Source organism: Virgibacillus necropolis, assembly GCF_044793635.1.
Taxonomy (GTDB): Bacteria; Bacillota; Bacilli; order Bacillales; family Amphibacillaceae; genus Virgibacillus_F; species Virgibacillus_F necropolis_A.
Genome location: NZ_CP084992.1, coordinates 2,261,896 through 2,286,074, shown reverse-complemented (window position 1 = coordinate 2,286,074; position 24,179 = coordinate 2,261,896). Strand labels below are relative to the sequence as shown.

26 protein-coding genes and 1 other annotated feature are annotated in these 24,179 nt (G+C 39.2%); all 26 genes read right to left on the bottom strand.

Annotation, left to right across the window (positions count from 1 at the left end):
* Positions 1-8 precede the first annotated feature (8 nt).
* The 26 genes from rpsC to rlmB all read right to left on the bottom strand — a co-directional run bounded on the left by rpsC (position 9) and on the right by rlmB (position 24,178).
* Complete coding sequence (gene rpsC, locus LG329_RS10995) at positions 9-650, bottom strand: 30S ribosomal protein S3 (RefSeq protein ID WP_404450869.1); 642 nt, start codon at positions 648-650, stop codon at positions 9-11.
* A gap of 3 nt (positions 651-653) precedes the next feature.
* On the bottom strand, positions 654-995 hold the full coding sequence (gene rplV, locus LG329_RS10990) for a 50S ribosomal protein L22 (RefSeq protein WP_404450868.1): 342 nt from the start codon (positions 993-995) through the stop codon (positions 654-656).
* A gap of 18 nt (positions 996-1,013) precedes the next feature.
* Complete coding sequence (rpsS, locus tag LG329_RS10985; protein ID WP_404450867.1) at positions 1,014-1,292, bottom strand: 30S ribosomal protein S19; 279 nt, start codon at positions 1,290-1,292, stop codon at positions 1,014-1,016.
* A gap of 55 nt (positions 1,293-1,347) precedes the next feature.
* On the bottom strand, positions 1,348-2,178 hold the full coding sequence (gene rplB, locus LG329_RS10980; protein WP_404450866.1) for a 50S ribosomal protein L2: 831 nt from the start codon (positions 2,176-2,178) through the stop codon (positions 1,348-1,350).
* Positions 2,179-2,210: 32 nt separating this feature from the next.
* On the bottom strand, positions 2,211-2,498 hold the full coding sequence (gene rplW, locus LG329_RS10975; RefSeq protein ID WP_404450865.1) for a 50S ribosomal protein L23: 288 nt from the start codon (positions 2,496-2,498) through the stop codon (positions 2,211-2,213).
* Entirely contained in the window at positions 2,498-3,121 is a 624-nt protein-coding gene (gene rplD / locus LG329_RS10970; RefSeq protein WP_404450864.1) for a 50S ribosomal protein L4, read from the bottom strand. The genes rplW and rplD overlap by 1 nt, the downstream gene beginning before the upstream one ends.
* Positions 3,122-3,147: 26 nt before the next feature.
* Positions 3,148-3,780, bottom strand: coding sequence for a 50S ribosomal protein L3 (rplC, locus tag LG329_RS10965; RefSeq protein WP_404450863.1), 633 nt, complete (start codon positions 3,778-3,780; stop codon positions 3,148-3,150).
* A 32-nt stretch (positions 3,781-3,812) separates the two neighbouring features.
* Complete coding sequence (gene rpsJ / locus LG329_RS10960) at positions 3,813-4,121, bottom strand: 30S ribosomal protein S10 (protein WP_089060919.1); 309 nt, start codon at positions 4,119-4,121, stop codon at positions 3,813-3,815.
* 552 nt (positions 4,122-4,673) lie between these two features.
* Positions 4,674-5,864, bottom strand: coding sequence for an elongation factor Tu (tuf, locus tag LG329_RS10955; RefSeq protein ID WP_404450862.1), 1,191 nt, complete (start codon positions 5,862-5,864; stop codon positions 4,674-4,676).
* 106 nt (positions 5,865-5,970) lie between these two features.
* Positions 5,971-8,049 carry an elongation factor G gene (gene fusA, locus LG329_RS10950; protein WP_404450861.1) on the bottom strand — a complete coding sequence of 693 codons (2,079 nt, stop codon included), beginning with the start codon at positions 8,047-8,049 and terminating at the stop codon, positions 5,971-5,973.
* A gap of 164 nt (positions 8,050-8,213) precedes the next feature.
* A complete protein-coding gene (gene rpsG, locus LG329_RS10945) occupies positions 8,214-8,684 on the bottom strand; it encodes a 30S ribosomal protein S7 (protein ID WP_089530259.1) in 471 nt (156 codons plus the stop codon).
* Positions 8,685-8,801: 117 nt separating this feature from the next.
* The gene (gene rpsL / locus LG329_RS10940; RefSeq protein ID WP_404450860.1) at positions 8,802-9,215 is read right to left on the bottom strand and encodes a 30S ribosomal protein S12; all 414 of its coding nucleotides are present in this window, start codon (positions 9,213-9,215) and stop codon (positions 8,802-8,804) included.
* Positions 9,216-9,365: 150 nt separating this feature from the next.
* On the bottom strand, positions 9,366-9,620 hold the full coding sequence (locus LG329_RS10935; RefSeq protein ID WP_404450859.1) for a 50S ribosomal protein L7ae-like protein: 255 nt from the start codon (positions 9,618-9,620) through the stop codon (positions 9,366-9,368).
* 132 nt (positions 9,621-9,752) lie between these two features.
* A complete protein-coding gene (rpoC, locus tag LG329_RS10930) occupies positions 9,753-13,376 on the bottom strand; it encodes a DNA-directed RNA polymerase subunit beta' (protein WP_404450858.1) in 3,624 nt (1,207 codons plus the stop codon).
* A 199-nt stretch (positions 13,377-13,575) separates the two neighbouring features.
* Entirely contained in the window at positions 13,576-17,112 is a 3,537-nt protein-coding gene (rpoB, locus tag LG329_RS10925; protein ID WP_404450857.1) for a DNA-directed RNA polymerase subunit beta, read from the bottom strand.
* Positions 17,113-17,615: 503 nt separating this feature from the next.
* Complete coding sequence (locus LG329_RS10920) at positions 17,616-18,218, bottom strand: class I SAM-dependent methyltransferase (protein ID WP_404450856.1); 603 nt, start codon at positions 18,216-18,218, stop codon at positions 17,616-17,618.
* A gap of 85 nt (positions 18,219-18,303) precedes the next feature.
* A complete protein-coding gene (gene rplL, locus LG329_RS10915) occupies positions 18,304-18,666 on the bottom strand; it encodes a 50S ribosomal protein L7/L12 (RefSeq protein ID WP_404450855.1) in 363 nt (120 codons plus the stop codon).
* 63 nt (positions 18,667-18,729) lie between these two features.
* Positions 18,730-19,230, bottom strand: coding sequence for a 50S ribosomal protein L10 (rplJ, locus tag LG329_RS10910; protein ID WP_404450854.1), 501 nt, complete (start codon positions 19,228-19,230; stop codon positions 18,730-18,732).
* An 87-nt stretch (positions 19,231-19,317) separates the two neighbouring features.
* Positions 19,318-19,468, bottom strand: a sequence feature (ribosomal protein L10 leader region).
* A 67-nt stretch (positions 19,469-19,535) separates the two neighbouring features.
* Positions 19,536-20,228: a 50S ribosomal protein L1 gene (rplA, locus tag LG329_RS10905; RefSeq protein WP_404450853.1), complete on the bottom strand. Its 693-nt coding sequence runs from the start codon at positions 20,226-20,228 to the stop codon at positions 19,536-19,538.
* 158 nt (positions 20,229-20,386) lie between these two features.
* A complete protein-coding gene (gene rplK, locus LG329_RS10900; RefSeq protein WP_404450852.1) occupies positions 20,387-20,812 on the bottom strand; it encodes a 50S ribosomal protein L11 in 426 nt (141 codons plus the stop codon).
* Between the two features lie 179 nt (positions 20,813-20,991).
* A complete protein-coding gene (nusG, locus tag LG329_RS10895; RefSeq protein ID WP_404450851.1) occupies positions 20,992-21,525 on the bottom strand; it encodes a transcription termination/antitermination protein NusG in 534 nt (177 codons plus the stop codon).
* A gap of 199 nt (positions 21,526-21,724) precedes the next feature.
* A complete protein-coding gene (gene secE / locus LG329_RS10890; protein ID WP_404450850.1) occupies positions 21,725-21,898 on the bottom strand; it encodes a preprotein translocase subunit SecE in 174 nt (57 codons plus the stop codon).
* Between the two features lie 36 nt (positions 21,899-21,934).
* Positions 21,935-22,084 carry a 50S ribosomal protein L33 gene (gene rpmG, locus LG329_RS10885; protein ID WP_404450849.1) on the bottom strand — a complete coding sequence of 50 codons (150 nt, stop codon included), beginning with the start codon at positions 22,082-22,084 and terminating at the stop codon, positions 21,935-21,937.
* 71 nt (positions 22,085-22,155) lie between these two features.
* Entirely contained in the window at positions 22,156-22,764 is a 609-nt protein-coding gene (gene sigH / locus LG329_RS10880; RefSeq protein ID WP_404456542.1) for an RNA polymerase sporulation sigma factor SigH, read from the bottom strand.
* Between the two features lie 157 nt (positions 22,765-22,921).
* On the bottom strand, positions 22,922-23,431 hold the full coding sequence (locus LG329_RS10875; RefSeq protein ID WP_404450848.1) for an NYN domain-containing protein: 510 nt from the start codon (positions 23,429-23,431) through the stop codon (positions 22,922-22,924).
* A 3-nt stretch (positions 23,432-23,434) separates the two neighbouring features.
* The gene (gene rlmB, locus LG329_RS10870) at positions 23,435-24,178 is read right to left on the bottom strand and encodes a 23S rRNA (guanosine(2251)-2'-O)-methyltransferase RlmB (protein WP_404450847.1); all 744 of its coding nucleotides are present in this window, start codon (positions 24,176-24,178) and stop codon (positions 23,435-23,437) included.
* Between the last annotated feature and the right edge of the window lies 1 nt (position 24,179).

Below are 24,179 nucleotides of genomic sequence, written 5' to 3'. Positions count from 1 at the left end.
CCCCTTCCTTATTTTGTAGTTTTAGTTGGAAGGACTTCTCCACGATAGATCCACACTTTAATACCTAATTTACCGTAAGTAGTATCAGCCTCTGCTGTACCATAATCGATATCAGCACGCAATGTGTGTAGTGGCACTGTTCCTTCACTGTAATGTTCCGCACGAGCAATGTCTGCTCCACCTAAACGGCCGGAAACTTGTGTTTTAATTCCTTTTGCTCCACCGCGCATTGCGCGTTGAATAGTTTGCTTCTGAGCACGACGGAATGAAATACGATTTTCTAATTGACGAGCAATGTTATCAGCAACTAGTTTTGCATTCAAATCAACCTTTTTAACCTCAACGATGTTAATGTGAACACGTTTGCCAGTTAAACTGTTTAATGATTTACGTAGTGCTTCAACTTCGGATCCGCCTTTACCAATTACCATACCAGGTTTACCAGTATGAATAGTAATGTTCACGCGGTTTGCTGCGCGTTCGATTTCAATAGAAGAAACAGCAGCAATGCGTAAGCGGTTCTCCAGATATTCTCTGATTTTAATATCTTCGTGTAGTAAGTCTGCATAGTCTTTGCCTGCATACCATTTTGACTCCCAGTCACGAATGACGCCGACACGAAGACCCACTGGATTTATCTTTTGACCCACTGACTATCCCTCCTTCTTTTCTGATACAACCACTGTTACATGGCTTGAGCGTTTATTGATTTTACTTGCACGTCCTTGTGCACGTGGACGAAAACGTTTCAATGTTGCACCTTCATTTACGAATGCTTCTGAAACTACTAGGTTTTCAGGATCCATTTCGTAGTTATGTTCTGCATTTGCAATAGCAGAATTCAGAACCTTTTCTACGACTGGAGAAGCACCTCGTTGAGTAAGGCGTAATATTGCTACAGCTTCACCAACATTTTTTCCTCGAATTAAATCTACTACTAAACGTACTTTACGAGGAGCAATACGAACAGATTTTGCAACGGCTTTAGCTTGCATGTTGAGTGCCTCCTCTCATTAGCGTTTTGTTTTCTTGTCATCGCCAGCGTGTCCTTTATACGTACGGCTTGGCGCGAATTCACCTAATTTATGTCCGACCATATCTTCTGTAACATAAACCGGAACGTGTTTACGTCCGTCATATACAGCTACAGTATGACCAATAAATGTAGGAAAAATAGTTGAGCGACGAGACCAAGTTTTTACTACTTGTTTCTTGTCATCTTCGTTTAACTTGTCAATCTTATTCAATAGATGGTCATCTGCAAAAGGTCCTTTTTTCAAACTACGACCCATGGATAAACCTCCTTTCGTAATTGAGAGACGGGTTAATTCCCGCCGCTATAATCCGTTATTTTTTACGTTTACGAACGATAAATTTATCGGTAGGTTTGTTACGCTTACGAGTTTTATAACCAAGTGTTGGTTTGCCCCAAGGAGACATTGGTGATTTACGTCCGATTGGTGCGCGTCCTTCACCACCACCGTGTGGGTGATCGTTAGGGTTCATTACAGAACCACGTACAGTTGGGCGCTTGCCTAACCAACGAGAACGTCCTGCTTTACCAACTTTGATAAGCTCGTGTTCAATGTTTCCAACTTGACCGATTGTTGCACGACAAGTTGAAAGAACTTTACGTACTTCTCCAGATGATAAACGTACTAGTGTGTACTTTTCTTCGCGTCCAAGAATTTGTGCTTCAGCACCAGCAGATCTTGCTAATTGTCCACCGCGACCAGGCTTCAATTCAATATTGTGGATAATTGTACCCACTGGAATGTTTTGAAGTGGAAGTGAGTTAGCTAGCTTGATGTCTGCATCTTTGCCAGATTCAATTTCTTGGCCTACTTTAATTCCCTTAGGAGCTAAAATATATCTTTTCTCTCCGTCAACATAATTGATTAATGCAATATTAGCTGAACGGTTTGGATCATATTCGATCGTAGCAACGCGTCCGCGTATTCCATCTTTATCACGTTTGAAATCGATTATACGGTATTGACGCTTGTGACCGCCACCTTGATGACGAACGGTTAATTTACCTTGGTTGTTACGTCCACCACGCTTATAAAGCGGGCTTAACAAGGATTTTTCCGGCTTGTCAGTTGTGATCTCTGCGAAATCTAAGGTTGTCATGCCGCGTCTACCATTTGTGCTTGGTTTGTACTTCTTAATCGCCATCTTTTTTCCCTCCTTCACATGTTACGAGTTTCTTAGCCCTCGAAAAAGTCTAGCTCTTTGCTGTCCTCAGAAAGCTGTACAATAGCTTTTTTGCGGTCTGAACGGTATCCACCGTAACGACCCATGCGCTTGAACTTACCTTTTAAATTCATTGTGTTTATTTTTACAACTTTTACTCCAAAAACTAATTCAACAGCGTCTTTAATCTCTGTTTTATTTGCTTTTGGGTAAACTTCGAACGTGTATTTTTTATCTGCCATTAAATCAGCAGTGTTTTCTGTAATGACAGGGCGCTTAATAATATCACGTGGATCTTTCATTATGCAAGCACCTCCCCTGCTTTTTCAGCTGCATCCTTCGTCAAGATCAGCTTGTCATGCATAAGCAAGTCTAAGACATTAACCTGTTCAACAGTAAGTACTTTAACTGATTGAAGGTTATTTGCAGAACGAATTACATTCTCGTCTTTCTCTGCTGTTACGATTAACACTTTTTCATCAACTTTAAGTGCGCCAAGCATATTTACTACTTCTTTTGTTTTAGGAGCATCGAATGCGATGTTTTCTAAAACTACTAGATTCTCTTCTTTCACTTTTGAAGAATAAGCAGATTGAAGTGCTAAACGACGTACTTTCTTTGGAAGCTTGTAGCTGTAGCTGCGTGGTGTAGGTCCGAATACTACTCCTCCACCAACCCATTGTGGCGAACGAATAGAACCTTGACGAGCACGGCCAGTTCCTTTTTGACGCCATGGTTTACGACCACCGCCGCGTACATCAGAACGATTTTTAACTGCATGTGTACCTTGACGCTTAGATGCTTGTTGCATTACTACCGCATCATGTAATACATGTTCATTTGGCTCGATACCAAATACAGAATCATTCAATTCTACTTCTCCTGCTTGTGAACCATCTTGTTTAAATAGTGCTACTTTAGGCATGACATATCCTCCCTTCGTTTATGTGATTAGTTAGCCTTTATTGCACTCGTTACTTTAACTAACGATTTTTTTGCACCAGGAACATTACCTTTAATTAATAGTAGGTTGCGCTCTGTATCTACGTTAACCACTTCTAAGTTTTGAATAGTTACATTTTCGCTACCCATGTGACCTGGCAATTTAGTTCCTTTGAAGACACGTGCTGGGTCAGCCGCCATCCCCATTGAACCTGGACTTCTGTGGAAATGTGAACCATGTGACATTGGACCACGTTGTTGATTGTGGCGTTTAATAGCCCCTTGGAAACCTTTTCCTTTTGATTTACCAGATACATCAATTTTATCGCCTGTTTGGAAAACATCAACGCTGATTTCTTGACCTACTTCATACTCATCAAGTTCCGCGTCACGGAATTCACGAACGTAGCGCTTAGTGTTAGTGCTTGCTTTTTCAGCATGACCTTTTTTCGCCTTGTTAACGTGCTTTCCTTTTGCATCAGCAAAACCAAGTTGAATTGCTTCATAACCATCATTTTCTAAAGTTCTTTTTTGTAAAACCACGTTTGCCTCAGCTTGGATTACTGTTACCGGAACTAATTCACCGTCTTCAGAAAATAACTGAGTCATGCCGATTTTACGACCTAAGATTGCTTTCGTCATCCGTTACACCTCCTATAGTAAAACATAATTTATTATAATTTGATCTCAATATCCACACCAGACGGTAAGTCAAGACGCATTAACGAATCAACAGTCTGTGGTGTTGGATTAACAATATCGATTAACCGTTTATGTGTACGCATCTCAAATTGCTCGCGTGAATCTTTGTATTTGTGCACCGCACGCAATACAGTATAAACAGATTTTTCAGTAGGCAACGGAATTGGTCCTGAAACATTTGCACCAGAACGTTTCGCTGTCTCTACGATTTTCTCAGCAGATTGATCTAAAATACGGTGATCATACGCCTTTAAACGGATTCGAATCTTTTCTTTTGCCATTATTTTCCCTCCTTTTTTCGCCCATTTTATAATAGACATTCTCCGTGAAAATTTTTCAATCACCCGCCATGGCAAAGGGGCCGGGTGTATCAATAACCTTTCACTTCATCGCCTTTTATGACCAACATTCTCATTATATAGAAAAAACTCGGCCAATGCAATACATTATTTTTATTTAATACGTATTTGCACATCTATGTATTATACAAACTTTTTTCATAGAATGCAAGGGGTGGAGAATAATTTTTGTAGAAGTTTTGGTTACTTTGTCGAAAAACAAAGTATGGAGGAAGTGAGAAGCACTTAAGTTCTCGGAATAAGAGGAATCAAATACCGGAGTTCGGGTGCCAGGCACTTGGTGGTGTCTCTGTCACCATACGTGTACGCTTTTTAAAACAGCTCATCAACCAAGAGCGTGAATTCCACCAAGTGCCTGGCACCCTGCTACGGCCCAAAACCTTGTAATGCCAGAGAACCCAAGCCGTTACTGACTTTTTTAAAATACAAAAAAACAGGCAGCGTCGTCACGCTACCTGTCTCATTTTATATTAATTACTTTTCGATTGTTGATACAACGCCAGATCCAACTGTACGTCCACCCTCACGGATAGAGAAACGCGTACCATCTTCAATAGCGATTGGTGAAATCAACTCAACGCTCATTTCAATGTTATCGCCAGGCATAACCATTTCAACGCCTTCTGGCAACTGGATAACACCAGTTACGTCAGTAGTACGGAAATAGAATTGTGGACGATAGTTTCCGAAGAATGGAGTATGACGTCCACCTTCTTCTTTTGACAATACATAAACTTCAGCTTTGAAGTTAGTGTGTGGAGTAATTGAACCTGGCTTTGCAAGCACTTGTCCACGTCCGATATCATCACGTGATACACCACGTAGTAGTGCACCAATGTTGTCTCCAGCTTCTGCATAGTCAAGAAGCTTACGGAACATTTCAACACCAGTAACAGTTGTTTTAGCTGGCGCTTCATTAAGACCGATGATTTCTACATCGTCACCGACTTTAATTTCCCCACGCTCAACACGTCCTGTTGCAACAGTACCACGACCAGTGATTGAGAATACATCCTCAACTGGCATCATGAATGGTTTGTCAGTATCGCGTTCTGGAGTTGGAATATACTCATCAACCGCGTCCATTAACTCAATGATTTTTGCTTCGTAATCAGCATCGCCTTCGATAGCTTTTAGAGCAGAACCTTTGATTACTGGTACATCATCACCAGGGAAGTCATACTCAGTTAATAGGTCACGCACTTCCATTTCTACTAGTTCTAGAAGTTCTTCGTCATCTACCATATCAGTTTTGTTAAGGAATACTACGATTGACGGAACACCAACGTTACGTGAAAGCAAGATGTGCTCACGAGTTTGTGGCATTGGGCCATCAGCAGATGATACTACTAGGATAGCTCCGTCCATTTGTGCAGCACCAGTGATCATGTTTTTAACATAGTCAGCGTGACCAGGACAGTCAACGTGTGCATAGTGACGAGTATCAGTTTCGTACTCAACGTGTGAAGTTGAAATTGTAATTCCACGTTCTTTTTCTTCTGGAGCACCATCAATTTGGTCATAAGCCATTACTGTACCTTTACCAGATTTCTTGTGCATTACGATTGAGATTGCAGCTGTTAACGTTGTTTTACCATGGTCAACGTGTCCAATAGTTCCAATATTTACGTGACTTTTCGAGCGATCGAATTTTTCTTTAGCCATTTATAGTTCCTCCTTTAGATAAATAAAAGTGTTTTTTATAGTTTTATTAAGTACTAAAATCTTAGCCTTCAATAAAAGTTATACTTGAAGATTAACAAAAAATCAATTATTCACCGGCATTTTTTTTGATAATTTCTTCAGAAATACTTTTCGGTACTTCTTCGTAGTGATCAAAATGCATAGTGAATTGTCCACGGCCTTGCGTGTTTGAACGTAATGCAGTTGCATAACCAAACATTTCTGAAAGTGGAACAAATGCTTTAATTACTTGAGCAGGTCCACGCGCATCCATACCTTCTACACGACCACGACGAGATGTTACATCTCCCATGATATCTCCCATGTATTCTTCAGGAATTACGATTTCTACTCTCTCAATTGGCTCAAGAAGAACTGCTTTACATTTAGTTTTTGCAGCCTTTAATGCCATAGACCCAGCGATTTTAAATGCCATCTCATTCGAGTCAACATCATGATAACTACCATCATAAAGTGTCGCTTTAATATCGATCAATGGATATCCTGCTAATACACCACTTTCTGTTGCTTCTTTAATACCATGTTCAACAGATCCGATGTATTCTCTTGGTACAGAACCCCCAACGATTTTGTTAGTAAATTCAAAGCCTGCACCTTCTTCGTTTGGTTCAAATTTAACCCAAACGTGTCCGTATTGCCCGCGTCCACCAGACTGACGTACGAATTTACCTTCTACTTCAGCAGAGCCACGGAATGTTTCACGGTAAGCAACTTGTGGAGCACCTACGTTGGCTTCTACTTTAAATTCACGTTTTAAACGGTCAACGATAATATCAAGGTGAAGTTCACCCATACCAGAGATAATAGTTTGACCAGTTTCTACGTTAGTTTCTGTTCTAAATGTCGGATCCTCTTCAGCAAGTTTACCTAAAGCAATTGCCATTTTATCTTGGTCTGCTTTTGTTTTAGGTTCAATTGCTACACCGATAACCGGTTCAGGGAAATCCATCGATTCTAGAACAACAATGTTTTTTTCATCACAAAGTGTGTCCCCTGTTGAAGTATCTTTCAAACCTACTGCGGCAGCAATTTCACCAGAGTAAACAGTTGAAACTTCTTCACGAGAGTTTGCGTGCATTTGTAGGATACGTCCAACACGTTCACGCTTATCTTTTACAGAGTTTTTCACATATGAACCAGAATCTAAAGTTCCAGAGTATACGCGGAAAAATGTTAATTTACCAACGTAAGGATCTGTCATTACTTTAAACGCTAGTGCTGAGAACGGTGCTTTATCGTCTGATTTACGTGTTACTTTTTCTTCTGTACCTGGAACGATACCCTCGATTGGAGGAACATCAGTTGGTGCAGGCAAGTAATCAATAACACCATCAAGCATTAATTGTACACCTTTATTTTTAAATGCTGACCCACAAAACACTGGGTAGAACTCAACATTCAATGTAGCTTCACGAATCGCGTTCTTTAGCTCTTCATTTGAAATCTCTTCACCTTCAAGGTACTTCATCATTAAATCTTCATCTAATTCAGAAACTGATTCCAATAAAGCAGCGCGTAATTCATCAGCTTTATCTTTGTACTCATCAGGAATTGCACGAGACTCTGCTCTTGTTCCTAAGTCATCTTCATAGTAGTAAGCTTCCATAGTAACAAGGTCAATGATTCCTTCAAAGTCATCTTCAGCACCGATTGGAAGCTGAACTGGATGTGCATTTGCTCCCAAACGTTCTTTCAAAGTTCCTGTAGAATATAAGAAATCTGCACCGATTTTATCCATTTTATTAATGAATACAACTCGTGGTACACCGTATGTTGTCGCTTGACGCCATACTGTTTCTGTTTGTGGTTCAACACCTGATTGCGCATCAAGAACTGTTACCGCTCCATCTAGTACACGCAAGGAACGTTCAACTTCAACTGTGAAGTCTACGTGGCCTGGCGTATCAATGATATTAATGCGGTGTTCTCTCCATGCAGCTGTTGTTGCAGCAGAAGTGATTGTAATTCCACGTTCTTGCTCTTGTTCCATCCAGTCCATCTGTGATGCACCTTCATGGGTTTCGCCAATTTTATGAATACGTCCTGTATAGAAAAGAATACGCTCAGTAGTAGTGGTCTTTCCAGCATCAATGTGCGCCATAATACCAATATTACGTGTCTTTTCCAAGGAGAAATCTCTAGCCATGTATTCTTCTCCTTCCTGTAAAAAGCTTTTTTGGATTTTTCTTACTTGTTTTACTTTAGCACCTAGCACCTTGAAGCTTTAAGCCAATCCTCTCTGCGACAAAAAGTGTCACACAGAGTCTCGTCTTAAGCTTTTCGAGCCTAACCAAAGCGCTTGCGCATTTCTTACCAGCGGTAGTGAGCAAATGCTTTGTTTGCTTCCGCCATTTTGTGCATTTCTTCGCGTTTTTTAACTGCAGCTCCAGTGTTGTTAGAAGCATCTAGAATTTCATTTGCAAGACGCTCTTCCATTGTCTTTTCTCCGCGTAGTCGTGAGTAATTCACAACGTAACGAAGTCCAAGTGCTTGACGACGTTCTGGGCGTACTTCCATCGGTACTTGGTAGTTCGATCCACCAACACGACGTGCACGAACTTCTAGTACTGGCATTACATTTTTCATTGCTTGTTCAAAAACTTCCATAGCATTTTGTCCACTACGCTCTGCGATTAATGTAAATGCATTATAAAGAATTTTTTGCGCTTTTCCTCGTTTCCCGTCAATCATGATTTGGTTGATCAAACGAGTCACTAGTTTTGAATTATAAAGTGGATCCGGCAAGACATCGCGTTTAGGTATTGGTCCTTTACGTGGCATATGTCTCCCCTCCTTTCCTCAATCTCAATTCTAAATATTTTCTTATCTAGCTCCTGCGCCCATTGACTAGTGCCCTTCAGGCTCTACACCAATAACCGGGCGCCTGCGCTTTTAGTATTATTTTTTAGGGCGTTTTGTTCCATATTTTGAACGGCCTTGAGCACGTCCTTGTACACCTGCTGTATCTAACGCTCCACGAACAACATGGTAACGAACACCCGGTAAGTCTTTTACACGACCACCACGGATCAATACAACACTATGTTCTTGTAGATTGTGTCCAATCCCAGGGATATATGCTGTTACTTCCATGTTGTTTGACAAACGAACACGTGCATATTTACGAAGTGCTGAGTTTGGTTTCTTAGGTGTTAAAGTACCAACACGAGTGCAAACGCCACGTTTTTGTGGTGAGTTTTCATTCGTTAATTTCTTTTTAAAGCTGTTATACCCTCTGTTTAGTGCAGGAGAGTCAGACTTTCTTGGTTTGCTTACACGACCTTTACGTACAAGTTGATTAATAGTAGGCATTATAGTTATCCTCCCTTCATATTTACAAATTACTAGCAAAAATAAAGACTAGCAACCACCGAATTTATTACTTCTTGTAAGACCACATATCCAGGTGGTTCATCTTTTAGCAAAAAACAAAGCTTTCGCGGGTAAAACTAACCGCCAAAACTAATTTATTTTAATTGCTACAGTAGATGCACCAACGTCTATGCCGCAAGCGGCTCCTAGCTTCTTCATGGAATCTACTTGGTGACACGTTACATCTAGCTCTTTAGCTAAATCAGCTATCTTTCCTGTTAGCTGTTTATCAGCGTCATCAGCAAGAAACACTTCACTTACTTCGCCATTTTTCATAGCTTTCAGTGTTTGCTTCGTCCCGATTATAAGACGTGACTGTCCTTGGGTTACTTTTTCATAAGACATCAATATATCCTCCAAAGCAACAAGTATAATCAGAAGCACCCTGAATATAGTATCATCCTAGTTTTTTAATGTCAACATAAATTTTACTATTTTTGGTGCTCCTGATCATTACATCACTTGTTTAACCTTAATTTATTTTACTGTTTCTGTTTCAGCTTCGGCTTCATTAACTTCATCCGATTCTGTTTGCAAATCGTCTAAGGAAGCCTGGATTTTACGGTAACGTTGCATTCCTGTACCAGCAGGGACAAGTTTACCAATAATAACATTTTCTTTCAATCCTAATAATTCATCGCGTTTACCTTTGATTGCAGCATCCGTTAACACACGAGTTGTTTCTTGGAATGAAGCTGCAGATAAGAATGAATCTGTTTCAAGAGATGCTTTAGTAATACCCAACAATACAGGTTTACCAACAGCAGGCTGTTTTCCATCGTTTAAAATACCGTGGTTAGCATCTTTGAATTGGTGGATTTCCAATAATGATCCAGGTAATACACTTGTATCTCCAGAATCAACTACGCGTACTTTACGTAGCATTTGACGAACCATTACCTCAACGTGCTTATCGCCGATTTCTACACCTTGCATACGGTAAACTCGTTGGACTTCACGAAGAAGGTATGATTGAACTCCATCAACACCTTGAACTTCAAGAAGTTCTTTAGGATCAACGGAACCTTCTGTTAGTTCCTGCCCAGCAATAACTTCGTCCCCTTCTGCTACTTTAATACGAGCATTATATGGAACAGTATATGCGCGTTGTTCTACTTCACCTTGAACAACAATCTCTTGTTTATCTTTAACTTCTTTAATCTCGTGAATCGTACCCTGAACTTCACTAATAACAGCTTGCCCTTTTGGATGACGTGCCTCAAAAATCTCTTGGATACGTGGTAAACCTTGAGTGATATCGTCTCCGGCAACCCCACCTGTGTGGAATGTACGCATGGTTAACTGTGTACCTGGTTCACCAATAGATTGAGCAGCAATAATACCAACTGCTTCTCCTACTTCAACTTCATCACCTGTTGCAAGGTTACGTCCATAACATTTTTGACATACGCCATGTTTTGTATTACATGTAAATGCAGAACGAATCGTTACATCTTCAATTCCAGAATCCACAATTAGTTTTGCTTGATCTTCTGAAATCACTTCATCGTCCTCAACAATTACATCACCTGTTTCAGGGTGGCGAATTGTTTCAAATATAGTTCGGCCAATTAAACGGTCAATTAGTGGTTCAATCAATTCCGCACCATCTTGAATAGCAGAAACTTTTAACCCTCTATCTGTACCACAATCTGCTTCTCTTACGATAACATCTTGTGCAACATCAACTAAACGACGTGTTAGGTAACCAGAGTCAGCCGTCTTAAGTGCCGTATCGGCAAGTCCTTTACGCGCCCCGTGTGTAGAAATAAAGTATTCTAGTACAGTTAATCCTTCACGGAAACTTGACTTGATCGGCAACTCAATAATACGTCCAGCCGGGTTGGCCATTAATCCACGCATACCAGCAAGCTGGGTAAAGTTAGATGCGTTACCCCTTGCTCCAGAATCACTCATCATAAAGATAGGGTTTCTAGAGTTTAAGGATTTCATTAATTTAGATTGGATATCATCTTTTGCTTGTGACCATACTGCGATAACTCGATCATAACGTTCCTCTTCAGTGATTAAACCTCTACGGAATTGCTTCTGAACATTATCAACTTTCGTTTGAGAAGCGTCAAGAATTACTTCTTTTTCTTTCAGTACCACGATATCTGAGATACCTACTGTCATACCAGCTTTTGTTGAGTAACTAAAACCAAGATCTTTCATACGGTCAAGCATTTTAGATGTTTCACTAATTTTAAATCGTTTAAATACTTCCGCGATAATATCACCTAGGATACCTTTTTTAAACGGTAAAATACCATCACGCTTTTGGATCTCTTCTTTTATATTTGTTCCCTTTTCAACGAAATAATGAGCTGGAGTGCGAACTTCAAGATTACTATTTGTCGGCTCATTAATGTAAGGGAATGATTCTGGTAATATTTCATTAAATATTAACTTACCTACTGTAGTTAGCAACAATTGATTGTGCTGTTCTTCAGTAAACGTTTTGTTATTCAAACTACTTGCTTGAACTGCAACTCTAGTATGCAAGTGAACATATCCATTTTGATATGCAATTAACGCTTCATCTGTATCTTTAAACACACTACCTTCACCAACGGCATTTTCGCGTTCCAATGTTAAATAATAGTTACCTAATACCATATCCTGTGATGGTGTAACTACTGGTTTACCATCTTTTGGATTAAGAATATTTTGGGCAGCTAACATCAAGATACGCGCCTCGGCCTGTGCCTCAGCAGATAGCGGAACATGCACTGCCATTTGGTCACCATCAAAGTCGGCATTGTATGCTGTACAAACTAGTGGATGCAAACGGATTGCACGACCTTCTACTAATGTTGGTTCGAAGGCTTGGATTCCTAATCTATGCAATGTAGGTGCACGGTTTAGTAATACCGGATGCTCGCGAATAACTTCTTCTAAAACATCCCAAACATCTGGATGAATACGCTCAATTTTACGTTTAGCTGATTTGATATTATGTGCAATACCACGTCCAACTAATTCTTTCATGACAAACGGCTTAAACAATTCAAGCGCCATTTCCTTTGGTAATCCACATTGATACATTTTCAAGTGTGGACCCACAACGATAACGGAACGACCTGAATAGTCAACACGCTTACCTAATAGGTTTTGACGGAAACGACCTTGTTTCCCTTTCAACATATGTGAAAGAGACTTTAGTGGTCTATTACCCGGACCAGTCACTGGGCGTCCACGACGTCCATTATCTATCAATGCATCAACAGCTTCTTGCAGCATACGTTTTTCGTTTTGTACGATGATGCTTGGAGCTCCAAGATCAAGCAATCGTTTCAAACGATTGTTACGGTTGATTACACGACGATATAAATCATTCAGATCTGATGTCGCAAAACGTCCACCATCAAGTTGAACCATTGGACGAATTTCTGGCGGAATTATTGGTAATACATCTAATACCATCCATGACGTGTCATTTCCGGAATGACGGAATGACTCTAACACTTCTAAACGTTTAATAGCACGAGTTCTGCGTTGTCCTTTGGCTGTTTTCAATTCTTCTTTTAATGCAACTACCTCTTTTTCAAGGTCGATATCATGTAAAAGTTTTCGAATTGCTTCAGCTCCCATTTGGGCTTTGAAAGATTTACCGTATTTATCATAATAAGCACGATATTCTTTTTCTGAAAGCAATTGTTTTTTCTCAAGTGGTGTATTACCTGATTCTGTAACAATATACGCTGCAAAATAGATAACTTCTTCCAAAGCACGTGGTGACATATCTAAAACAAGTCCCATACGGCTCGGAATCCCTTTGAAATACCAAATGTGTGAAACTGGAGCAGCTAATTCAATATGCCCCATACGTTCACGACGCACTTTTGCTTTTGTAACCTCTACTCCACATCGATCACAAACAACGCCTTTATAGCGTACACGTTTGTATTTTCCACAATGACATTCCCAGTCTTTTTGTGGCCCGAAAATTCGCTCACAAAACAAGCCATCTTTTTCAGGTTTTAATGTTCGGTAGTTAATTGTTTCTGGTTTTTTTACCTCGCCGTAAGACCACGAGCGGATTTTTTCTGGTGAAGCTAAACCGATTTTCATATACTCAAAGTTATTTACATCTAGCAAGGGGCCTACCTCCCTTTTAGTGTCCGATTTTACCATTTATTAGTAAAACTCGGCATTCGCCTTATCCTCAATAGCGAATGGCGAAGTTTTTCTTATACTGAACTTTACTTAAGTAGAACAGAATTTATATGATAAAGCCGGAGATGCTAACTTCCCTGAAACTTGCTATTTCACGGAAGTTAGTGCTCCTTTGCTTTTATTACTTTTCTTCTATTTCTAAGTTAAGCTTGCTCGCCGCTTCAGTTTCCTCTTCTTCCAGTTCACGTAATTCGATTTCCTGTTCATCACTAGAAAGCATTTTCACATCTAAACCAAGGCTTTGAAGCTCTTTTATTAATACTTTAAATGATTCTGGAACTCCGGGCTCTGGAACATTATCACCTTTAACAATAGATTCATACGTTTTCACACGACCAACAATGTCATCTGATTTAACAGTAAGAATTTCCTGCAAAGTGTATGCAGCACCATATGCTTCAAGTGCCCATACCTCCATCTCACCAAAACGTTGCCCACCAAACTGTGCTTTACCACCTAGTGGCTGTTGAGTAACTAGTGAATATGGCCCTGTTGAACGAGCGTGAAGCTTATCATCAACCATGTGTGCTAGTTTAATCATATACATGACACCAACAGAAATACGGTTATCAAATGGCTCGCCAGATCGTCCATCATACAGAATAGTTTTAGCATCCTTTGGCATTCCTGCCTCTTGCAATGTTTCCCATACATCTTCTTCATTTGCACCATCAAATACAGGAGTTGCAACATGTATTCCTAGCGCACGTGCAGCCATTCCTAAGTGCATTTCAAACACTTGTCCGATATTCATTCGCGATGGTACCCCTAGTGGGTTCAACATAATATCAACTGGTGTTCCATCTGGCATGAACGGCATGTCTTCTTCAGGTAATATTTTTGAAATTACACCTTTATTACCATGACGGCCAGCCATTTTGTCACCTTCAGATATTTTACGTTTTTGTACAATGTAAGCACGAACGAGTTGGTTAACACCAGGTGGCAGTTCATCTCCATCTTCACGATTAAATATCTTGACGTCTAGAACAATTCCGCCAGCTCCATGCGGTACACGTAATGATGTATCACGGACTTCACGGGCCTTCTCTCCGAAAATTGCATGTAATAAACGCTCTTCAGCTGATAGCTCTGTAACCCCTTTTGGTGTTACTTTACCAACTAAGATATCTCCATCAGTAACCTCTGCACCGACACGGATAATCCCGTGTTCATTTAAGTTTTTCAATGCCTCTTCCCCAACGTTTGGAATATCGCGGGTGATTTCTTCAGGTCCCAGTTTGGTATCACGAGCTTCCGATTCATACTCCTCGATGTGAATTGATGTATATACATCATCTTTTACAAGGCGTTCACTCATGATAATTGCATCTTCATAGTTGTAACCTTCCCAAGTCATGAATCCAACTAGAACGTTACGACCTAATGCTAGTTCGCCGTCTTCCATCGATGGTCCATCAGCAAGGATTTCACCTTTCGTTACACGATCGCCTTGACTTACTATTGGGCGCTGGTTGTAACAAGTACCTTGGTTTGAGCGGATATACTTTTGCAAGCGATATCGCTCAATATCACCTTTTACTTCTTTACCGTCTACTTCTGATACTCGACGGATATGAACCTCTTTTGCCTCAACACGTTCAACAATACCAGGGTTTTGACAAATAACCGCTGCCCCAGAATCTTTCCCAGAAACATATTCCATTCCTGTTCCAACAGTTGGCGCCTCAGGTTGCATTAATGGTACTGCTTGACGTTGCATGTTAGCTCCCATTAACGCGCGGTTCGAGTCATCATTTTCCAGAAACGGGATACATGCCGTTGCTGCTGAAACAACTTGTTTAGGTGAAACATCCATATAGTCTATATTCGCTCGAGGTACAGCGGTATTCTCACCACGGAAACGAGCGATAACTTCATCGTCTATAAAATGACCAGTATCATCTAATCTAGCATTGGCCTGTGCCACTACATAATTATCTTCTTCATCAGCTGTAAGATAATCAATTTGAGCAGTTACCAAACCGCTATCAGGATCAACCCGGCGATATGGCGTTTCAATAAAGCCAAATTTATTTACCTTAGCATAACTTGATAATGAGTTAATCAATCCAATATTTGGTCCCTCTGGTGTTTCAATTGGACACATGCGACCATAGTGTGAATAATGTACGTCACGAACTTCAAAGCCAGCACGTTCACGTGTTAATCCACCAGGTCCAAGTGCTGACAGACGGCGTTTATGCGTCAGTTCTGCTAATGGATTGGTTTGATCCATAAATTGCGAAAGCTGCGAACTACCAAAGAACTCTTTGATAGATGCAATTACCGGACGAATATTAATTAACTGTTGTGGAGTAACGCTTGATGTGTCCTGAATAGACATACGTTCGCGCACAACACGTTCCATTCGGGATAACCCAATTCTAAATTGGTTTTGCAATAGTTCACCTACTGAACGAAGGCGACGATTTCCCAGATGATCAATATCATCTGTATCACCAACACGGTGTAGTAAGTTAAAGAAATAACTAACTGAAGATAAAATGTCAGCTGGAGTGATATTCTTAATGCTTCTATCTACACTAGCATTACCAATCACATTCAACTCACGTTCCCCACTTGGGTCAGTCGGATCAACGATTTTAATTGTCTGAAGCTTAATCGGGTCTTCAAGAACGCCCTCTTGCAACTCAACTTGCTGCTCGCCAACCTTACCATCTTCTTGTTCCAAGTATGGAATGATTTTATTTAGTAACTTCCGTTCTAATTTGTCCCCTTTTTGTGCAAGAACTTCACCAGTTTCCTGGTCAACGATTGGTTCTGCAAGCACTTGGTTAAATAGACGGTTTTTAATGTTTAATTTTTTATTCATTTTGTAACGACCAACATGTGCTAGGTCGTAACGTTTTGGATCAAAGAAACGTGAAACTAATAGGCTTTTAGCATTATCTACTGTAGGCGGTTCACCAGGGCGAAGTCGCTCGTAGATTTCTAATAATGCCTTTTCAGTAGTTTCTGTATTATCTTTGTCTAAGGTGTTTTTTAAGTATTCGTTCTCGCCTAGTAGATCAATAATTTCTTGATCTGTACTAAAACCAAGAGCACGAAGCAACACTGTAATAGGCAACTTACGTGTACGATCGATACGAACATAAGCAACGTCTTTTGCATCTGTTTCAAACTCCAGCCATGCTCCGCGGTTCGGAATCACGGTTGCAGTAACGCCTCTTTTTCCGTTCTTATCAATTTTTTCATTATAATAGACACTCGGTGAACGAACGAGCTGTGATACAATAACACGCTCTGCACCATTAATGACAAAAGTACCTGTGCCTGTCATAAGTGGGAAGTCTCCCATAAACACTTCTTGCTCTTTCACTTCACCGGTTTCATTATTAATTAAACGAACCTTCACGCGAAGTGGAGCGTTATAAGTCACATCTCGATCCTTTGATTCATCTACAGGATACTTTGGATCCTCTAGCGTATAATCAACAAATTCTAGTGATAGATTACCCGTGAAATCTTCAATAGGTGAAATGTCTTTAAACATTTCTTTCAAACCTTCTTCTAAAAACCATTGATAAGAAGCGGTTTGAATTTCGATTAGATTTGGTAATTCTAACACCTCACTGATGCGCGCATAGCTCCTGCGTTGGCGGTGCCGTCCATACTGAACTAGTTGACCTGTCAACTGCTTCACCCCTCAAATCAAGTATTTTTCAATTGTTCCTTATCAGGAATCTGGTGAAAAATAATTATTATATTAGAAAAACAAACTAAGACTATAGTTCTATCTTAGTAATGTTTTTCGGATCTTAACTCATACAATCAAGCTTTGAAACTTTTGTTTGGTAAAGCAATTATAACTTTAAACATACTGAACAAACTTGCAACATAGAAAATCACAAGCTTTCTTCTTTTAAAAGGTACGCATTGGTTTCTACCATTTTGATAGCTACCCTTTCATCGGCATAAAAAATCAAGTGTTTGAGTATAACAAATGACCTACGTACTACTTCTAACTTTCAAAAAGAAAAAAGGCTTTTTCATCAAAAAACCCCACGTGTATATTTTTTACCTTACCATTGTCTCCGAATACCGATGAAATATACGTTTCTTATATAATGAAAATTCTTCTTGACAAAGAAATTCCATATTAGCATTTTATTATAATATCATAAGTAAAAAGCAAGGTCAAACATTAATAGCCTTTAATAGAAAGTATCCTTTGTCTTTTGCAACCACTTCTACGTTTCCAAACACATTAAATATTTTTTCTTTTGCTGAAGGAGCGCCTTGCTTCTTTTGAATAACTACCCACAGCTCACCATTTTTGTCTAGTGAAGGTTTACTTTCTTCTATCATTGCATGAACAACGTTTTTACCGGCTCTGATAGGAGGGTTTGTAACGATTGACGCAAAAGTGTGATTAACTAGATTTGAAAATCGATCACTTTTTATACATTCGACATTTCGAACCTTGTTTTGCTTAGCATTTTGTTCCGCGAGTTGAATTGCACGCTCATTCACATCTGCTAGCACAACGTTCCTATTCGGGTATGTATTTGCTATAGTTATACCTATCGGTCCATAGCCGCATCCAAGGTCTAATACACTACCTGAAACTTTCGACTCTGTAAATTGTGTGATTAACAACCGTGAACCATAATCTATTTCATTTTTTGAAAAAACACCATAGTCACTTGTAAATGTATACTCTTTTTCTCGTAACCGATAACTCCATGTCTTGGGTGAACTTTTAGATTGGGGTTGTTGTGAAAAGTAATGCTCAGACATTCTAGCACCTACTTTGTTGTGTTTTGTGATAGAGAAGATCATATAGAGAAAGCCCGTCGTATAACGACGAGCTCCACTTATAAAATTACTTAACTTCTACAGCTGCGCCTGCTTCTTCAAGTTTACCTTTAACTTCTTCAGCATCTTCTTTAGATACGCCCTCTTTAATAGCTTTAGGTGCGTTATCTACTAAGTCTTTTGCGTCTTTAAGACCAAGACCAGTGATTTCACGTACTGCTTTAACAACTTTAATTTTTGATGCTCCAGCACTTTCAAGTACTACATCAAATTCAGTTTGTTCTTCAGCTGCTTCTGCTCCAGCTCCACCTGCTGCTGCAACTGGCGCTGCTGCTGTTACGCCGAATTCTTCCTCGATAGCTTTAACAAGATCGTTTAATTCTAAAACTGACATTTCTTTAACTGCTTCAATAATTTGTTCATTAGTCATAATATATTTCCTCCTGATTTAGATGTAATTTTTTTTGGAACGATAAATTGCAACGCGGCAATATTATGCTCCCTGTTCTTCCTTTTGTTCTGCGATAGCTTTTGTAGCATACGCCAAGTTGCGAATAGGTGCTTGAAGCACGCTAAGAAGCATAGATACTAGACCATCGTAGTTTGGTAGTTCTGCAAGTTCACTTAATTGCTCAAGTGATGCTACTTTCCCCTCAATAACTCCACCTTTAATTTCAAGTGCGTTATGAGATTTAGCAAATTTGCTCAAAATCTTAGCTGGTGCAATTACATCCTCTTTACTAAATGCGATTGCTGTAGGTCCAACTAACGTATCACTCAATTCGTTTAATTCTGCTTGCTCAACAGCGCGACGTGTCATAGTGTTTTTGTACACTTTGAAGTCAACGCCTTCTTCGCGTAATTGTTTACGAAGTTCTGTAACTTCAGCAACATCAAGGCCACGATAATTAACTAGTACAGATGATTGGCTAGACTGAAACTTATCAGTAATTTCTTGAACAACCTGCTTTTTTGCATCGATAACGTTTGACATTGTTCCACCTCCTATTAAAAAATCATTATACCGAAAAGTAAGAAAAGCTTACGACGCCTGGGTTCGACGCTGCAGCAAGACTTCGTGTCTAAGATAAGAAAAACCCCCATGCAGACATGGAGGTTTTTTATAACAAATGACAATCTAAACGATTCATCTAATTTGCTTTTAAACACCTCGGCAGGATAATTAAGCGATCTCTCGCACCTACTGTCTACGGTACAACGTATTCATATTTATAACGAGATTCAGTATATCGAATCACGTATTAAAAGTCAAGCCAAAAACTTTTGGGTGACTAAAATTTAGCGATACTCAGATACATCAACTTTAACACCAGGTCCCATTGTAGATGTTACAGATACATTGCGCATGTAAACACCTTTTGAAGCTTGTGGTTTAACTTTTACAAGTTGCTCTGTAAGGGATACAAAGTTTTCGAATAATTTTTCATCATCGAAAGAAAGTTTCCCAATTGGAACATGAATGTTAGCTGATTTGTCAACACGATATTCCACTTTACCAGCTTTAATATCGTTCACTGCTTTTTCAACTTCAAATGTTACTGTTCCTGTTTTAGGGTTAGGCATTAGTCCTTTTGGTCCTAATACACGACCTAATTTACCAACTTCAGCCATCATGTCTGGAGTTGCAACGATTACGTCAAATTCAAACCAACCTTGGTTAATTTTATTAATCATTTCTTGATCTCCGACAAAATCAGCGCCAGCCGCTTCTGCTTCTTTAGCTTTTTCACCTTTAGCAAACACAAGCACACGCTGTGTTTTACCAGTACCGTGTGGCAATACCATAGCTCCACGGATTTGTTGATCAGCTTTCTTAGGGTCTACACCTAAACGGAAAGCTGCTTCTACTGTTTCATCAAAGTTAACTCGAGAAGCCTTTTTCAGTAAAGTGATAGCTTCTTTCACATCATATGATTTTGTACGATCAACAAGCTTAAGAGCTTCTTGATATTTTTTACCTTTTTTACTCATTTTGTTTCCTCCTCATTTGTGGTAATAGCGGTAATACCTCCCACTTATAAAAGCGCCGTGGCTTTTATAAAGCATACCTGTTACTTTTCACGAAAAAGGCTGCGAGAAATGGAATCCCACTATCGCAACCCAGGTCGTATTTGAAAAGCATAAAGGTATTAGTCTTCTATCGTAATACCCATGCTACGTGCAGTTCCTTCAACCATGCGCATCGCTGCTTCTACATCAGCGGCGTTTAAGTCAGGCATTTTTGTTTCCGCAATTTCTTTTACTTTATCGCGTTTTACAGTAGCGACTTTATTACGGTTAGGTTCACCAGAACCAGATTCGATTCCAGCTGCTTTTTTCAACAATACAGCAGCAGGTGGAGTTTTTGTAACAAATGTAAATGAACGGTCTTCAAATACCGAAATTTCAACCGGGATAATCATACCTGCTTCATCTTGCGTACGAGCATTAAATTCTTTACAGAATCCCATAATGTTAACACCTGCTTGACCTAATGCTGGTCCTACTGGCGGTGCTGGATTTGCTTTACCAGCCGGAATTTGTAGTTTTACAATCTTGATTACTTTTTTAGCCACGAGACACACCTCCTTAAAGTCCGTGATGTGGTAATAGGGTTTATACCCTCCCACTCATTATTAGCCATTTCCCTCTTAAATCGAGGACATAAATAACAAGAGAATTTTAGCATGAATTAGAAAAGAATGCAAGATATTGTGGTAGATTCAATACTAAAATATATTTCACTTGCTTCTATTTATAGTTTTTCTATTTGTGAGAAATCAAGTTCAACAGGAGTTTCTCTACCAAACATATTAACATGCACCTTTACTTTTTGCTTATCAATGTCAATATGTTCAATCGATCCAGTGAAATTCGCAAATGGTCCATCATTCACACGCACATTTTCTTTTAAGTCAAAATCAATTTGGGTTACTGCATCTGTAACACCCATTCGTTTTAGAACTGTTTCTACCTCATCAGGTAGTAACGGGGTCGGCTTTGAACCATGTCCACTAGAACCAACAAATCCTGTTACACCAGGTGTGTTTCTGACAACATACCAGGAATCATCCGTCATGACCATTTCAGTCAAAACATAGCCAGGGAAGAATTTCTTTTTAGTTACCTTCTTTTTTCCGTTTTTAATTTCTGTTTCTTCGTCTTCCGGAACGATAACTCGAAAAATCTTATCTTCCATCCCCATCGTTTCTACACGTTTTTCTAAATTTGTTTTTACTTTGTTTTCATAACCCGAATACGTATGAACAACATACCAATTTTTCTCCATTTAAACAGGACAAAATATTGTCCTTCCCTCCCTTAATTAGAAAAGCGGAGGTGACTGTCTGGGTTGACACGCATAAGCGAGAAACCATCCGCTCTAAAAAAATCTACAATATTAAAAAACCCGTAAGTCGGGTTTTTTTGAAAAGCGCTATTAATTTTCATTATAACATAAATATAGTGTTATTATTCAATAATTGCATTTAAAAATTATTTAATACCAGTGTAATCAATTGGTCGATAACTGTAAAGAAAACCGCTACAAATACCACTGTTGCAATTACAGTAACCGTATAACTTGTTAGCTCTTTCCCTTTAGGCCAGCTAACCTTCTTCATTTCACGTGATACATTCTTAAAAAATTGAAAAAGCTTCATGGTAGTACCCCCAAACTCTACTAAGAAGGATTCGTCTTATTTAGTTTCACGGTGCAGCGTATGTTTTCCACATGTTTTACAGTATTTTCGAACTTCTAGTCGGTTTGGTTGTGTGGATACATTTTTATTAGTTGAATAATTTCTACTTGAACATTCTGCACACGATAAAGTTACCTTTTTATTCATTTTATCACCCCATACAAGGGTTTTTCACTTCTATTAATGTAGCATTGTTAGATTAATGTGTCAATGCTTGTTTACAGGGTTATCTCTCGTGATTCTATTAATTGTTCAAACTTACGTTTCACCCTTTGCAACGCATTATCAATCGACTTCACATGTCGTTTTAATTCTACAGATATCTCCTGATAGGATTGACCATCTAAATATAAATGCAGTGACTTTTTCTCTAACTCGCTTAATAATTCCGACAATTTAGATTCCATATCAGCGAACTTCTCTCGATTTACGAGTAATTCTTGCGGATCAATCGCTCTTGATCCTGCAATAATATCCAGTAACGTTCTATCTGATTCTTCATCATACACTGGTTTGTCCAGTGACACATATGAATTTAACGGTATATGCTTTTGTCTTGTTGACGTTTTTACTGCCGTAATAATTTGTCTTGTGATACACAATTCAGCAAAAGCTTTAAATGATGATAGCTTGTCCGAATCAAAATCTCGTATTGCTTTGTAAAGACCTATCATACCTTCTTGTACAATATCTTCTTTATCAGCACCAATTAAAAAATAGGTTCGTGCTTTTGCTCGCACAAAATTTTTATATTTGTGAATTAAATAATCAAGCGCACGGCTATCACCTTGATGAATCAAATGAATGATAGCATCGTCATCAAGCACGTTTAAGTTATCGTTTTCTGTCTCTAGCTGCTTGACCTTCACAAAAAAGACCCCCCGACACAAAACCTGTCAATTATAGAGTTAGTATACAGGAAGCGTTTCCATATCGTCAATATGAAATCCGATTACTTAATGCGATATATCGACTTTTTCCGCCTTATTCATTGCCACGGCGCCACTTTTCGAATTTTTCTAAAATATCATCTGTTAGTGGAATTTTTATATGTTTATTTGCTTTTTCGTGCTGCTTGATACTTTTTTCGATTTCCGCTTCCATATCTACTAGTTCGATATACAATTCTCTTGCAGACTTTCGTAATGCACCTCTTCCAAATATAGTACGTTGCTCCGCATAGTCAGAGGTAGCAACGTATACTTGATTCACTACATTTTTCAAGCTTTTTACAAGCTTTTCGATTCGTTCATCTGCAGTCTCATTTTCCTTAGTATAGATAATTTCGACTTTATATTCGTTTATTTTGTTTGCGATTCCGGGAACGTAATATGCATCAAAGATAATAATTACTCGGTAACCAGTGAATGCTTTATATTCAGCCATCTTTTCGATTAATCGGTTGCGGGCCTGCTCAAGATCAATATCCTTCAACCGTTTTAAATCTTCCCAATCGCCAATGATGTTATATCCATCTACAACTAGTACATCCATCATTTATTTCCCTAACGGAAATCTTTTCCGGAATACTTCATAGAGCAATAAACTACATGCTACAGATGCATTTAAGGAAGATACCTTTCCTTTCAATGGTAAGCTTACAGTCCAATCACATTTTTCTTGGACAAGGCGACTCATCCCTTTTCCTTCGTTACCAATAACTAACGCGATAGGCATTGCTCCATCTAGTGCGCGGTAATCTTCTGTACCATCTGCTGCGGTTCCGACCACCCATACGTTTCTACTCTTCAATTCTTCAATAGTAGTAGCGATATTGGTTACTCGCGCAACTGGAATGTGCTCAATTGCACCAGCGGAAGTTTTCGCAACAGTTGCTGTCAGGCCAACCGATCTCCTTTTAGGGATGATAACACCATGCGCTCCTGTGGCATCAGCAGTACGTAAAATGGAACCCAAATTATGAGGATCCTCAAGCTCGTCCAATATAATAAAAAATGGTGCTTCATCTTTTGTTGATGCAACTTGAAATAAATCTTCTAAATCAGCATATTGATAGGATGCAACATATGCGAGAACTCCCTGATGACTCCCCTCACCTAGTTGATCAAGCTTACTTTTTGGCACTTTCTGTACAACTGTATTAGCTTCTTTTGCCAATTGATTTACTTTTTTACTTGCGTTTATGTTTAATTGATCAGAAATTAATACCTTATTTACTGAACGACCTGATCTCAATGCTTCAAATACTGGATTTTTTCCAATAATGATTTCGTGGTCCAAT